Annotated in this window: 10 protein-coding genes; 6 read left to right on the top strand and 4 right to left on the bottom strand. The window is 72.1% G+C overall.

What is annotated here, in order from left to right:
• Nucleotides 1–2: 2 nt before the first annotated feature.
• Nucleotides 3–2,000 (bottom strand): family 43 glycosylhydrolase, encoded by a 1,998-nt coding sequence (locus ACFYWL_RS20085; protein ID WP_386974785.1) that lies wholly within the window; start codon nt 1,998–2,000, stop codon nt 3–5.
• A gap of 761 nt (nt 2,001–2,761) precedes the next feature.
• On the opposite strand from ACFYWL_RS20085, the gene ACFYWL_RS20080 reads away from it, so the two are divergent.
• The 3 genes from ACFYWL_RS20080 (at nt 2,762) to ACFYWL_RS20070 (ending at nt 6,679) form a co-directional block, all read left to right on the top strand.
• Nucleotides 2,762–3,907: a transporter substrate-binding domain-containing protein gene (locus tag ACFYWL_RS20080; protein WP_386974783.1), complete on the top strand. Its 1,146-nt coding sequence runs from the start codon at nt 2,762–2,764 to the stop codon at nt 3,905–3,907.
• Nucleotides 3,871–4,908, top strand: a complete 1,038-nt coding sequence (locus tag ACFYWL_RS20075; protein ID WP_386974781.1) for a hypothetical protein — start codon at nt 3,871–3,873, stop codon at nt 4,906–4,908. Before ACFYWL_RS20080 ends, ACFYWL_RS20075 begins: the two co-directional genes overlap by 37 nt.
• Before the next feature lie 148 nt (nt 4,909–5,056).
• Nucleotides 5,057–6,679 (top strand): cellulose-binding domain-containing protein, encoded by a 1,623-nt coding sequence (locus tag ACFYWL_RS20070; RefSeq protein ID WP_386974779.1) that lies wholly within the window; start codon nt 5,057–5,059, stop codon nt 6,677–6,679.
• Here ACFYWL_RS20070 and ACFYWL_RS20065 read toward each other — a convergent pair.
• The 3 genes from ACFYWL_RS20065 to ACFYWL_RS20055 all read right to left on the bottom strand — a co-directional run bounded on the left by ACFYWL_RS20065 (nt 6,669) and on the right by ACFYWL_RS20055 (nt 9,446).
• A complete protein-coding gene (locus ACFYWL_RS20065; protein WP_386974777.1) occupies nt 6,669–7,961 on the bottom strand; it encodes an ROK family protein in 1,293 nt (430 codons plus the stop codon). The two genes, ACFYWL_RS20070 and ACFYWL_RS20065, sit on opposite strands and share 11 nt — an antisense overlap.
• Before the next feature lie 67 nt (nt 7,962–8,028).
• Nucleotides 8,029–8,547: a cupin domain-containing protein gene (locus tag ACFYWL_RS20060; RefSeq protein ID WP_386974775.1), complete on the bottom strand. Its 519-nt coding sequence runs from the start codon at nt 8,545–8,547 to the stop codon at nt 8,029–8,031.
• The gene (locus ACFYWL_RS20055) at nt 8,544–9,446 is read right to left on the bottom strand and encodes a LysR substrate-binding domain-containing protein (RefSeq protein ID WP_386974773.1); all 903 of its coding nucleotides are present in this window, start codon (nt 9,444–9,446) and stop codon (nt 8,544–8,546) included. Before ACFYWL_RS20055 ends, ACFYWL_RS20060 begins: the two co-directional genes overlap by 4 nt.
• Nucleotides 9,447–9,914: 468 nt before the next feature.
• Here ACFYWL_RS20055 and ACFYWL_RS20050 point away from each other — a divergent pair, with 468 nt between their 5' ends.
• The 3 genes from ACFYWL_RS20050 to ACFYWL_RS20040 are packed head-to-tail and all read left to right on the top strand — an operon-like array spanning nt 9,915 to nt 13,809.
• On the top strand, nt 9,915–11,285 hold the full coding sequence (locus ACFYWL_RS20050; RefSeq protein WP_386974771.1) for an NtaA/DmoA family FMN-dependent monooxygenase: 1,371 nt from the start codon (nt 9,915–9,917) through the stop codon (nt 11,283–11,285).
• A complete protein-coding gene (locus ACFYWL_RS20045) occupies nt 11,282–12,829 on the top strand; it encodes an ABC transporter substrate-binding protein (protein WP_386974769.1) in 1,548 nt (515 codons plus the stop codon). The genes ACFYWL_RS20050 and ACFYWL_RS20045 overlap by 4 nt, the downstream gene beginning before the upstream one ends.
• On the top strand, nt 12,826–13,809 hold the full coding sequence (locus ACFYWL_RS20040) for an ABC transporter permease (protein WP_386974767.1): 984 nt from the start codon (nt 12,826–12,828) through the stop codon (nt 13,807–13,809). Before ACFYWL_RS20045 ends, ACFYWL_RS20040 begins: the two co-directional genes overlap by 4 nt.

The raw sequence follows: 13,809 nt of genomic DNA, 5'->3' as shown, positions 1-13,809 counted from the left end.
CGTCAGGGGGTGGTGATGTTGAAGCTCCTGACGGTGGCGCTGCCGCCGAGGGCCTGGGTGGCGTAGTTGAAGACGCCGAACCGGTAGCCCATGAAGAACGGCCAGTTGTTGTCGAGGGTGAGCGCGTTGCCGAGGGAGACGAAGTTGGTGCCGTCGGTGCTGTAGGAGAAGCGGGCCTGCCGGCCCGCGCCCGGTCTGATGTCGGCGTTGACGCGCAGCCAGATGCGTCCGCCGCTGATCGCCGCGCTGGCGATCTCGGTGCCGGTGTTGGTGGTGTTCCAGTTGCTGTCCATGGTGATGTTGTTGGTCATGACCACCCGGTTGGCCCCGTTGTCGCGTCTGACGCCGATCCAGGCGGACGAGTTGCGCAGCATGGACAGGCCGCTGCGGTCACCGTCGCGCATCGTGGAGTAGTCGAGCTCGATGGTGGCGGTGCTGGTCGGCCCCTGGATGCGGTGGGTCAGGGTGTTGCGGGCCTTGTACAGGTCGTTGGTGACCGTGGCGGTCTGGAGCCGGAGCCCGTTGTTGACCGACCACTTGGTGTCGTCGGGGTTGTGGTTCCACTCGTACTGGGGGCCGAGCGTGGTGCCGGGGAACGTGTCGTTGCCGATCATGGGCTTGACCGGGCGGGTGGGCAGGGGGTTCGGGTACGAGGCGCCCCAGGCGCCGTTGACGGTCTGGATCTGGGGCCAGCCGTCGGAGGTCCAGTTGATCGGGGCGAGGGCGGGCACCCGGCCGCCGGGGTAGGCGTCGATGAAGCTCATGTAGTACCACTGGCCGTTCTGGGTCTGCACGAGCCCGCCCTGGTGGGGGACGCCGCCGCCGGAGATGGGGCCGGGCATGTTGAGCAGGACCTGGCGCATCTCGTACGGCCCGAACGGGGAGCTGGACTTGAGCACGTACTGCCCGTTGGCGGGGCGGGTCAGCCAGATGTAGTAGCTGCCGTTGCGCTTGTAGAAGCGGGCGCCCTCGAGGGTGCCGACGCTGGACGGCGTGGAGAAGACCTGCTGCGCGCGCACCTGCGTCTTGCCGTCGGCGGAGAGCTGGGCGACGCTGATCTGGGTGTTGCCGTACGCGACGTACATGGTGTCGTTGTCGTCGACGAGCAGGCCGGCGTCGTAGTAGCAGTTGTTGATGGTCGAGATGCGGTTCCAGCCGCTCTCGACGCTGGTGGAGCTGTAGACGTGGGTCTTGGAGAAGTCGATGCAGCCGAGCCAGTAGAACGTGTTGTTGCTCTTGCGGTAGTTCATGGCCGAGGCCCAGATGCCGTCGACGTAGGCGTGCGACCCGTTGAGGTCGTACTTGGTGCCGAAGTCGAGGCGCGGCACCGAGTGGCCGGCGAACTCCCAGTTGACGAGGTCGTAGGAGCGCAGGATCGGCGCGCCGGGTGAGTAGTGCATGGTGGAGGCCGAGTAGTAGTAGGCGTCGCCGACGCGGAAGATGTCGATGTCGGCGAAGTCCTGCCACAACACCGGGTTCGTGAACGACCCCGAGGGCGGCGGCGTGGTGGGCGGGGGAGTTGTGGGCGGCGGCGTGGTCGGCGGGGGCGTGGTCGTCGGCGGCGGCGTGGTCGGGTTGCCGGTGGGGACCGAGCCGGTGCAGGTGACCCCGTTGAGGGCGAAGCTGGTCGGCGCCGGGTTGCTCGACGTCCAGGTGCCGTTGAAGCCGAAGCTGACGTTGCCCCCGGTGGGGATGGCGGCGTTGAAATCGGCGTTGGTCACCGTCACCTGGGCGCCCGACTGGCTGGCCGTGCCGTTCCACAACTGGCTGATCGTCTGCCCGGCGGCGAAGGACCAGGTCAGTCGCCAACCGTTGATGGCGTCGCCGAGGTTGTCCACGACGACGTTGGCGCCGAAGCCGCCCTGCCACTGGTTGGTCACCGCGTAGGTGACCTTGCAGCCGACGGCGGCCTGGGCGGAGACGGCCATGGTGGCCCCTGCGACGCTGACGGCGATGGCCGTCGTCGCGGCGAGCCAGAGCCGAAGACGCGAGCGTTTCACTGCCTTTCCTCTCCTCTGTGCAGATCCTGGATCTGCTGGTCGGTGGCCGGCGGGCGGGACGCCGACCTCGCGCGGGGCGCGACGCCGACGCGGCGTGACCCCCGACCGCCGCGACGCCGCACCCCCGGCAGGGCCGGCGGACGGAAGTCGGTCGGATGGCAGCGCGGCACGGCCGCGGCTGGTGAGACTGGACGATCGTGGCTGCGCAACGTCACGGGTCTGCCGACATCAGCCCCGGGCCCGGCCGACAGAGGCTCCCATCTCCGGCGGGCACCTGGCCTGGTGCAGCGCTCGGCGGATGGCCCCGGACATCTGTCGTCGGTGCCGCTCGTGCCTCCGGCTCCGGTCCCGGATCGGAGCCGTGCTGCCGGTCGGAGCGCGCCCTTCGCTCCTGCAGCGGACATTAGCGTGTTACCGTTCACATCGGCAAGTCATCGACCCGGAACAATGTTTCGGGCAGCTCCTCGGTGCGGCCGGCGACGGCGAGCAGCGCCGGCAGGCGGCGGGATCGTGGCACGGCCCTGCTTCTTTTCCGGGTCGGTCGGCGTCGACTCTCTCGGGATCGCCTCTCTCGGGATCGCCTCTCTCGCGATCGCCGCCGCGCCCGGGGCGATACCGCCGAATCGGTGCCGCTCGGCCGGCGGCGGTCGCCGTGTCCGGTATCCGGCCCGTCGGCGGGCGGATGGCGGCTCGCGGCGATCGGCGGCGGTGGCTCACAATGGAGGGCCGGTCACGTGGCCGTGCGGCGGGGGAGGATGCAGTTGAGTCAGGCAAGCGAGCCGGGCCCGGCCCGGCCGGCCACCGTGGAGGACACCCCGCCGCGCCTCACGCGGGCCCGGCAGGCCCGGCTGGTGGGGCTCGCGGTCACGCTGGCCGTCCTCGCGGCGGCGCTGATCCCGATCGTGCTCGCGTTCGGCCCGCCGACCCGCGACGAGCTGCTGGAGCAGGCCGGGCTGAAGGGCAGGCAGCAGCTCCTCATCGGGGTCAAGGACGACCAGCCCGGCATCTCCCAGCGGTTTCCGAACAACGTCTGGAAGGGCTTCGACGTCGACATCGCCTTCATGATCGCCGGCTACCTCGGGTTCGACCGGTCCCAGGTGCGGTTCCTGCCGATCGAGAGCGAGGACCGGGCCCGCCGCCAGGCCCGCGACGGAGACGGGTTCGTCACCGTCGACCTGGTGATCGCCTCGTACAGCATCACCAAGCAACGGGAGGAGGAGGGCGCGGTCTTCTCCGCCCCCTACCTCTACACCGAGCAGTCGGTGATCACGCTGGACAGCGTCGGTGATTCGGAGCAGGTGAGCAGCCTGGAGGACCTGAGCGGGAGGACGGTCTGCACGCTGACCACCTCGACGTCCGCCCAGCGGCTGCGGGAGGCCGGCGCCAAGCCGATCGGCCGCAACCGGATCAGCGACTGCGTCCAGCTGCTCTACGACGGCAAGGTCTACGCGGTCACCACCGACGCCGCGATCCTCGCCGGGTTCGTCACCGGCGACCGGCCCGACGACGACGGTCAGCGCTTCCCGGTCGACCTGCGGGGCGTCAAGCCGCTGCGGCACTGGGACATCGGCTCCTCGGCGCAGGAGAGGTGGGGCGTCAACACCGGCCCCAACGAGGCGCTGCGGGACCTGGTCGACCTCGCCCTCTACGCCTCGGCCAAGGACGAGGAGAACTCGACCTGGGAGAACGCGTACGACGCGAACCTGCGCTGGCAGCAGCGGTACAACCTCCCGCAGTCCGTCGCGGAGCAGCGGCAGCCCGAGCCGAGGAAGGTGGAGGTACGGCAGTGGCCGTGGGAGAGGATCGCGCTACCGGCGCCGGCGCACCCCGGGCCCTCGCCGGCCCCGGCAAGACGGGCCGGCCGCGCCGCATGGCGGGGGCGCGGCAGGCGCAGCAGTGGCTGCTGACGCTCCTGCCCGCGTTCCCCGTCCTGCTGCTGGTGCTGCGGCTGTGGCAGCTCAGCCGGCAGGACATGTCCACCATGCTGCTCCTGGTGCAGTACGTCAGCCCGCTCGGCCTGCTCAGCGCCCTGCTGATCGCGCTGGTGTGGGCGTTCCCCCTGGTCGTGCTCACGTTCGGCGTGCTCGGCCGGCTGCTGCGGCTCAGCGCACCTGAGCGCTTCGACCCGGAACGGTCGCTGTTGGCCTCCGGGACGGCGCGCACCCCCGGCTGGGTGCTCACCGGCGCCGTCGCGCTGGGGGCGCTGACCTGGCAGCTCCGCTTCCTGCCGACGCTGCTGATGCTGGGGCTCTGGCTGCTCGCGCTGCGCAACCGCTACCTGCACCCGGACCAGCCGACCCGGATCCTGCTGGTGAGCGTGGCGCTGCCGCTGGCGGCGGCCGTGTTGGCGTACACCGCGCTGGGCCCGGCGATCTGGGCGGCCCTGCGCCAGGGCGAGCTGGCCACGGCCGCGTTGCTGGCGGTGCCGCCCGCCGCGGCGGTGCTGCTCACCGGCCCGGTCCCCGGCTGGAGCGCCCCGGTGCTGACGCACGGCCTGGCCTACGCGGTCGCCGCCGTGCTGCCGCTGGTGATGGGGGCGGTCTTCCTCCGGGTTCCGGTGCTGCCGACCGCCGCGGTCGAGCTGGCTCCGGCGGCCCCCGCCGACGCGGACGCCGACGCGGATCCGACGCCGGCCGACCGGGCGGGTCCGGAGGTGGTCCTCGGCGCGCTCATCACGGTCACCGACACGTCGACGGTCGTGCTGGACCGGGCCGCCGGGGTGCGGTTCCTGCCGAACGGCCGGGTCCGGTCGCAGGTGCTCTGCCCGGAGGCGACGCGGGTGCCGTTCAGCGTGGTGTCGGTGCACGGCTGGCCGGTGGAGGAGACGGTCCTGGACTGGATGATGCCCCGGCGGCCGGTCGCCGACCCGGACGTACGCTGCGACGGCCGGCTCCCCGTCGCCAGGTGACCGCCGGCTTGGCCGATTGACGGGACGGGCGCGTGTCACTAGCCTGGGTAAGCGCTTTCCTGTGACCCGTCCCGCCTGCACACCGGCCGGGCACCGGTGTCGGCAACCCCGCACGCGGGGTCTGACACACCTGTGAAGGAGCACCACCATGCACAGCAGAGAGCGCCGCAGGGCGCTGTGGGTCTCCACGGTCGCGGCGGCGATGCTCAGCGCCGCCGCCGGCGTCGTGGTCACCGCCGGAACGGCCCAGGCGGCGGTCGGCTGCCGGGTCGCGTACTCGGTCGCCTCGCAGTGGGGCGGCGGCTTCAGCGCGAACGTCGACCTCACCAACGCCGGCGACCCGCTGACCTCGTGGACGGTCACCTGGTCGTTCACCGCCGGCCAGACCGTCACCCAGGGCTGGAGCGCCAACTTCAGCCAGAGCGGCGGCGCCGTGCAGGCGTCGAACGTGAGCTACAACGGCAACCTGGCGACCAACGCCACCACGTCGTTCGGGTTCAACGGCACCTGGAACGACAGCAGCAACCCCGCACCGACGAGCTTCGCGGTCAACGGCGTGACCTGCGCCGGTGGCGTCACCCCGACCACGCCGCCGGCCACCACCGCCCCGCCGACGACCCCGCCGACGACGCCGCCGCCCACCACCCCGCCGCCGACCACTGCGCCCCCGACGACCCCGCCCGCCAGCGGCGCGATCTACGCCTCGCCGCAGGGCGCCGACGGCGCGGCCGGCACCCAGTCCAACCCCACCACGATCACCTCGGCGATCACCCGGGTCGCGGCCGGCGGGACGATCTACCTGCGCGGCGGCACCTACAGCCTCGCCAAGACGGTCACCGTCGCGCCGGGCAACAACGGCACCTCCAGCGCCCGCAAGAAGCTGATCGCCTACCCGGGCGAGACGCCGGTGCTGAACTTCTCGGCCATGAGCGAGGACCCGGCCAACCGGGGCCTGGCGCTGAACGGGTCCTACTGGCACGTCCAGGGGATCATCGTCGAGCGCGCCGGGGACAACGGCATCTTCGTCGGCGGCAGCAACAACATCATCGAGCGGACGATCACCCGCTTCAACCGCGACAGCGGACTGCAGATCTCGCGCATCGCCTCCGACACGCCCCGCGACCAGTGGCCGGCCAACAACCTCGTCCTGAGCGCCGAGTCGCACGACAACCGCGACTCCGACGGCGAGGACGCCGACGGGTTCGCGGCCAAGCTGACCGTCGGAAGCGGCAACGTCTTCCGCTACGCCGTGTCCCACAACAACATCGACGACGGCTGGGACCTCTATACCAAGAGCGACACGGGGGCGATCGGCCCGGTGACCATCGAGGACTCCCTCGCCTACAACAACGGCACCCTCAGCGACGGCAGTCAGGCGGGCAACGGCGACCGCAACGGCTTCAAGCTCGGCGGCGAGGACATCGCCGTCAACCACACCGTGCGCCGGACGATCGCCTTCCGCAACGGCAAGCACGGCTTCACGTACAACCGCAACCCGGGCTCGATGTCGATCTCGAACAACATCAGCATCGACAACACCGAGCGGAACTTCTCGTTCGACGCGGGCACCTCGGTGTTCCGCAGCAACACCTCGTGCCGCAGCGGCAGCGGGTCCAACGACAAGACCGTCGGCAACGTCGACAGTTCCAACCAGTTCTGGACCGGCGCGAACGGCTCCCGGTGCGCCAACTACTCCGGCGCCCTGAAGTGGTCGTTCGCCTCCGACGGCCGGCTCGTCGTCACCCTCGGCGGCCGTACCGTCACCTTCTGAACCGCCGGGCCGGGGCGGCGCGACGGCCTGCCGCCCCGGCCCGCCGCGGCTCGGCTCCCCGCGCCCCGGCGGGCTCCGCCACGGGCGGCGCGGCGGTGCGGGCGAGCGCGCCCAGCGGGTCGGCCAGCAGCCGCGCGAAGCCGAGTTCGGCGGCGCCGACGAGGGTGGCGTCGTCACCGAGCGCGCAGGTGCGCAGCCGCACCCGCTCCCGGGCCACCGGCAGCACGTTGCTGGCGATCCGGGCGCGGACCGGCTCCGCCGCGCCCGGATACACGTCGCGCAGCATCCCGCCGAAGATCACCACGCCGGGGTTGAACAGGTTGATCAGGTTCGCCACCCCGATGCCGAGCCAGTCGCCGATGCGGCGCAGCGCCTCCCGGGCCGCCGGGTCGCCGCCGTCGGCGTCGGCCACCACGTCCCGCAGGGCGTCACGGCCGAACAGCCCGGCGGGCCGCCCGGCGGCGTCGAGCAACGCCCGCTCGCCCACCTCCGCCTCCAGGCACCCACGGGAGCCGCACCCGCACGGCCGCCCGTCGTACGGGTTGACCACCATGTGCCCCAGCTCGCAGCCGTAGCCACCCTCACCGTCGAGCAGCTTCCCGCCGACGATGATCCCGCCGCCCACGCCGACATCGCCGTGCAGGTAGACCAGGTTCCGGAAGCCGACGCCCGCCCCGCGCTGCTGCTCGGCCACCGCCCCGAGGTGGGCCTCGTTGCCCACCGACACCGGCGGGCCGAACCCGAGCCGGCGGCCGAGCTCGACGCCGAACGCCTGGTCCACCCAGCCCAGGTCCGGCCCGAAGCGGACCATGCCGTCGCCCGGCCGGATCATCCCGCAGTACGACGCGCCGACGCCGACGCACGTCGAGCCCGGCGGGGCCGACTCCCGCAGTTGGCGACCGAACCGGGCGAGCACCTCGACCACCCGGTCGAGGTCCGGGCCGGCCCGGGGCCGCGCCGCCCGTCGCCGGTCCAGGATCACCCCGCCCAGCCCGATCCGGGCGGCGAACAGCCAGTCCACGGCGACGTCGAACGCCAGCACGTACGCCCGGCCGGGCTCGGGCCGCACCAGCAGCGACGGCCGGCCCGCGCGCCCGGTCTCCGTCGGCGTCTCCTCGCGGACCAGGCCCACGGCGGCGAGATCCGCCGTCAACGCCCCGATGGTGCTGCGGTTGAGACCCATCCGTTCGCCCAGCGCCGCCCGGGACACCGGGCCGTCCAGGTGGACGTGGCGCAGCAGGGCGCCGAGGTTGCGTCGGCGGATGTCCTCCTGGCCCACCATGACCTCCGGGTACGCGGCGTCGCGGAACCCATTATCGCGGCGCGGGACCGCGAGGGCCGCCCCGCGGTCAGCCGGCGCGGACCTGCGACCAGTCGAGCGCGTCGAGGTTGACGACGATCGCCTCCTGGGTCGTCCGCGCGATCACCACCACCGCCTCGACCTCCGGGTCCGGGTTCTCCTCCCGATGCGGCACGTAGGGCGGGACGAAGATGTAGTCGCCCGGACCGGCCTGGAGGCGCGTCTCCACCGGATCCTCGCTCTCCAGATCGAGGAAGACGAAGGCCGGCGTTCCGGAGACGACGAAGATCGCCGTCTCGGAGGCACCGTGGTGGTGATTGGCCGACGCCGTTGCGCCCGGCACGTGGGTCTGCCCCATCCACAGGTTGCGGGCGCCGACGGTCTTGCCGCTGACCGCCTCCAGGCGTCTCATCCCAGGCGTCTGCGTGGTCTGCCCGACGAGCCCGTCCGGCGCGATCCGGTGCAGCCGCCGGTGGAACGGGTCGATGTCGGCCGGCAGCAGGACGCCGCTGGGTGTGCGGACGAGGTCGCCGTCGAAGGACTCGGCGGGAACGTGCACGATGCTCATCGGGCTCCTTGCGCGGCGAGGACGGGCGCGTCCGACGGCGGACGCCCCTGGGTCGCGGACAGCAGGCGGCGCAGCGCGTCGGCGGCCCCGTCGGGCACGTCGGAACGCAGCCCCCGGCGCGCCCACACGGACAGCTCCAGCGGCTGCGGCACCGGCAGGTCGTCGCGGGCGACCAGGCCCTGGGGGGTCTGCCCGAGCGTGGCCATCAGGCCGACGCCCAGCCCGGCCTGCACCGCCGCCTGCACACCGGCCAGGTAGGCCGCCTCGGAGCCGACCTCGGCGGGCAGACCGTGCGCGGCGAGGGTGTCCAACGCCCGGGTGCGCAGCGCGCAGGGGGCGTCGAAGGCCACCAGCGGGATCGGCTCGTCCCGGGGCGGCCACCGCCAGTCGGGGGCCGAATACCAGGTCAGGTCCAGCTCGCCGACGATCCGCGCGTCGGGCTGCTCCGCGCGGCCGAGCAGCAGCGCGAGGTCGATGCGGCCGTCGGCGAGCGCGGAGCGCAGCGGTGCGCCCCGGTCGATGCGGAACCGCACGCGCCAGTCGGGGAACGTCTGCGCCAGCGCCGCGGTCAGCTCCGGCAGCAACTGCGCGGCGGCATGCTCGGTCGAGCCGACGACCAGGGTCTGCTCGGGCTCGACGCCGAAGCCGCGTAGCGTCTCGTCGTGCGCGGCGAGGATCAGCCGGGCCTGGCGCAGCAGGACCTCCCCGTCGGCGGTGAAGCGCGAACCGCGCCCCTGCCGCTGCACGAGTGGCCGCCCGATCGCGGCCTCCAGCCGGCGCACGTGCTGGCTCACCGCCCCCTGACTCAGGTAGAGCGCGGTCGCCGCGCGCTGGAAGCCGCCACAGTCCGCGACAGCGACGAAGCTGCGCAGCGGGGCGATGTTCAGGATGCGGCTCATGGCTGGTCAGTCTAGGAGCGGGGGAGCCGCAGATTATGAACAGTGTTTCACAGAACGTGAACAACGATCAGGAGTCGTGATGGGTCCCCATCACGATCCGTTGTTGGACATCGGCCCTGCTCAGGGGCAGGCTTGGGCCCATGAGTCGGAGAGCCGCCGTGAAGCTGACACGTCGCCGCTGGCTCGACAACGCACGCAGCCGCGCAACGCTCTGTTGCTGAACCGGCGACGTCGCTGATCGAGCGAGTCGCACCGCCGCGCCCGCCCTGCGAGGCGCCCGCACCGCCTGCGCGTTGATCCTCCGGGGCCCCGCACCGTCGCGAGCACCCCGCCCACACCCGTACCGCCCGCCGGCCCCGGCGGGCCGACGGCTCGCATCCCCACGACCGTTCCGCCCGACGCCGGGCCCTGCCCGGCGGGCGTCGGCGTGGTCCCCGCATGCACCCTCCTGACCGAAAAGGCACCCTCATGACCGAAAAGACCCTCAAGCTGGGCGCCGTCCTGCTCGGCGTCGGCGGCCCCGGCCAGCACCACACGTGGCTGGACCCGGAGATCCCCGGCGACGCCAGCGTCGACATCCGCTGGTACATCGCCCGGGCCCAGCAGGCGGAGGCGGCCGGGTTCGACCTGGTCTTCATCGTCGACAGCCAGTTCATCACCCCGGACTCGCCGCACCACTACCTCAACCGGCTGGAGCCGCTGACCCTGCTGTCCGCCCTCGCCGTGCACACCACCCACATTGGGCTGGTCGGCACGCTCACCACCTCCTACAACGATCCCTTCAACGTCGCCCGCCGCCTGGCGTCCCTCGACCTGATCAGCGGCGGCCGGGCCGGCTGGAACGTCGTGGCGACCGGAGACGGCGGCACCGCCGGCAACTACGGCCGTGCCGAACACTACGACTACGCCACCCGCTACGGCCGCGCCCTGGAGCACGTGCGCGTCGTGCAGGGGCTCTGGGACTCCTACGAGGACGACGCCTTCCCCCGGGACAAGGAGCGGGGCGTCTTCTTCGACCGGTCCCGGCAGCACGCCCTGCACCACGTGGGAGAGCACTTCTCCGTCGTCGGGCCGCTCAACATCGAACGGTCCCCGCAGGGCCAGCCGGTCATCTTCCAGGCCGGCGACTCCGACGAGGGACGCGATCTGGGCGCCGCCGTCGGCGACGCGATCTTCACGCACGCCCAGACCGTCGAGCAGGGGCAGGCGTTCGCCCGCGACGTCCGCGCCCGGGCGGCGGCGAAGGGCCGCGACCCCGGGCAGGTCCTCATCTTCCCCGGCATCAGTCTCGTCGTGGCCGACACCGACGCCGAGGCCAGGGAGAAGGAGCGCGCGCTGCGCGACGGCAAGAGCTTCGACCGGGCGCTGGCCGAGCTAGGCCGTCCCTTCGGCTGGCACGACTTCTCCCGCTACGACCTCGACGCGCCCTTCCCGGCCGTCGGCGACGCGGGCGACCGCAGCTTCAAGACCCAGGCCGAGCGGATCAAGAAGCTCGCCCGGGACAACGGATTCACCCTCCGGCAGACCGTGCAGCACCTGCTCGACTCCCAGCGCTCGCCGTTCGTTGGCTCGCCGCTGACCGTGGCGAACGAGATCGAGCGGTGGTTCCGCGCCGGCGCCCTCGACGGAATCAACGTCAGCGTCACCGTGCCCAGCGAGTTCGCCCGGTTCACCGACGCCGTCCTGCCCATCCTGCGCGAACGCGGCGTCGTGCGCAGCGGTTACGCGGCGAGCACCCTGCGCGGCAACCTCGGCCTGCCGATCCCCGAGAACAGGCACACCGCTGGCCGCAGGGCCGCCGCGCGCCCCACCCCCGCCGATCTCAGCCGCGTCCCGTGACCGCCCCCGACACGATCCAGAAGGGCACCACCATGACCATCGCACGACGTACGAGATGGGCCGCCGCGCTCGGGGCGGCGCTCGCCCTGGTGCTGACCGGCTGCGCCACCGACGCCGGCGGCTCCGGCGGCGCGCCCACCCTGCGGTGGGCGGTGGCCCTGCCGGCCCACTGGGATCCCGTCGTCAGCGGCAGCGGCGCCCAGTTCCGCATCCTCTCCCTGGCGTACTCGTCCCTGACCGAGATCGACGAGTCGGGCAGGGCGGCGCCCGGCCTGGCCCAGGGCTGGGACTACAACGCCACCGGCGACGAGGTGACGTTCCACCTGCGGCCCGGCCTGAAGTTCACCGACGGCGAGCAGCTCGACGCCGAGGCGGTCAAGAGCTATCTCGAACGCGCCAAGACGCAGCAGAACTCGGCCCTGTTCGGCGACCTCACCTCGATCAAGGAGGTCACCACCCGCGGCGAGCTCGACGTCGTCGTCCGGCTCACCCAGGTGGATTACCAGATCCCGCTGCTGCTGGGCCAGCGCGTCGCGCAGATCACCAGCCCGAAGGCCGCCCAGGACCCGGCCAAGCTGGACCAGTCCCCGGTCGGCGCGGGCCCGTTCGTCGTCACCGAGAACGTCCCCGGTTCGCACGTCTACCTCGCGAAGAACCCGGACTACTGGAACGCCGCGAACATCCACATCGACCGGGTGGAGCTGCACGCCGCACCCGACGCCGCCACCGTCGTCTCCAGCGTGCAGACCGGCGTCTACGACCTCGCGTACCTCGACCCCACCCAGGTGAAACCGGCCAAGGCCGCCGGGCTCGACGTGGTCTTCCAGCCCGGCTTCAACGCGGCGAACATCAGCCTGAACGTCAACAAGAAGCCGTTCGACAACCCGAAGGTCGTCGACGCCGTGCGGCACGCCGTCAACCGCCAGGAGTTCGTCGACAAGGTCACCTTCGGCTACGGCAAGGCCACCGACCAGCCGTTCCCCCCGGGCTACGTCGCCTACGACGAGCAGTCGGCCAACCGCTACCCCCATGACCCGGACCGGGCCCGCAGGCTGCTCGCCGAGGCCGGCTACACCCCCGGCCAGATCAAGATCGACCTGGTCGTCTCGGCCCAGTCGACGGCCGCCGAGATCGTCCAGTCCCAGCTCGGCGCCGTCGGCATCGACGTCGCCATCAAGGTCGACCCGAACTGGTCCACGCCGTTCTTCGCCAAGGACCTCACCCTTTCGCTATACGGCACCACCGGCCGCGAATCCCCGGTGCAGACCCTGACCGCCCACTTCGGCCCGAACGGCCCGCTCAACCTGAGCACCCCGTACGAGCCCGACGGCTTCGCCGAGGCCGTCTCCCTGGCCCGCCGTACGCCCCTGCAGTCGCCCGACTACGCCCGCAACCTCCAGGCGGCCACCCGCGCCGGGCTGGCCAGCCGGGCGCTGGTCTTCACCTACTCGCAGCCGAACATCCTGGTCAAGAGCACCAAGCTGTCCGCGTTGCCGGCCGTCCCCGGGCAACTGCACTGGACCGGCGTCAAGGTGACGCCGTGAGCGGCGTCCGGCTGCGCCGGGCCCTGGGCCGCACCGCGGCCGGGATCGCCCGCTCGGTGGCGATCTTCGTCCCCGTGTTCGGTGTGGCGACGTTCGTGACGTTCGCGCTGCGCGCACTCAGCGGCCTCAGCCCGGCGCAACTGCAACTCGGCGAGTCGGCCACCCCGGAGTCCATCGCCCGCATCGAGCACCAGTGGGGCCTGGACCGGCCCTTCCTCACCCAGTACCTCGACTGGTTCGGCGACGTGCTCTCCGGCGACCTCGGCACCAGTTGGCACAACGGTGCCGACATCTCCCGGCTGCTCGTCGAGGGCGCGGTGATCAGCCTGTCCGTCGCCGGGCTCGCGTTGCTCATCGGCGTCGTGTTCGGGTTCGGCTTCGGCGTTCTCGCGGCGCTGCGGCGCACCACCTGGGTCGACCGGACCATCACCGGGTTCATGACCGTCGTGTCGGTGATGCCGTCGTTCGTCGTCGGCATCATCCTGGTCGCGGTGTTCGCGGTCGGGCTCGGCTGGTTCCCGTCCGCCGGCTACGCGCCGGCGGACCGGGGGCTGGGCGTCTGGCTGGCGCACATCACCCTGCCGGCGATCGCGCTCAGCTTCGACACCGTCTCCGACGTCGCCCGGCAACTGCGGGCCGGGCTCGTCGCGGCCTACCGGGAGAACTACGTCACCGGGGCCGTGGTGCGCGGACTCGGCCCCCGGCGGATCTTCTTCCGGCACGTGCTGCGCAACGGCATCGGTCCCGCGCTCACCGTGCTCGGGATGAAGTTCCCCAACCTGCTCGGCGGCGCGGTCGTCACCGAGGCCATCTTCGGGATGCCCGGGTTCGGCCAGTTCGCCGCCAACTCGGCCCAGCGCGGCGACGTCCCCGCCGTACAGGGCGTCCTGGTCGTCTCGATCGTGCTCGTCGTCGTGTTCAACCTGCTGGTCAACATCGTCCTGAGCCGGGTCACCCCGGCGTCGGCGAGAGGAGTCTGA

This window comes from Micromonospora sp. NPDC002575, assembly GCF_042889525.1.
In the GTDB taxonomy this organism is placed as follows: domain Bacteria; phylum Actinomycetota; class Actinomycetes; order Mycobacteriales; family Micromonosporaceae; genus Micromonospora; species Micromonospora carbonacea.
This window is presented reverse-complemented; position numbering and strand designations above follow the sequence as displayed.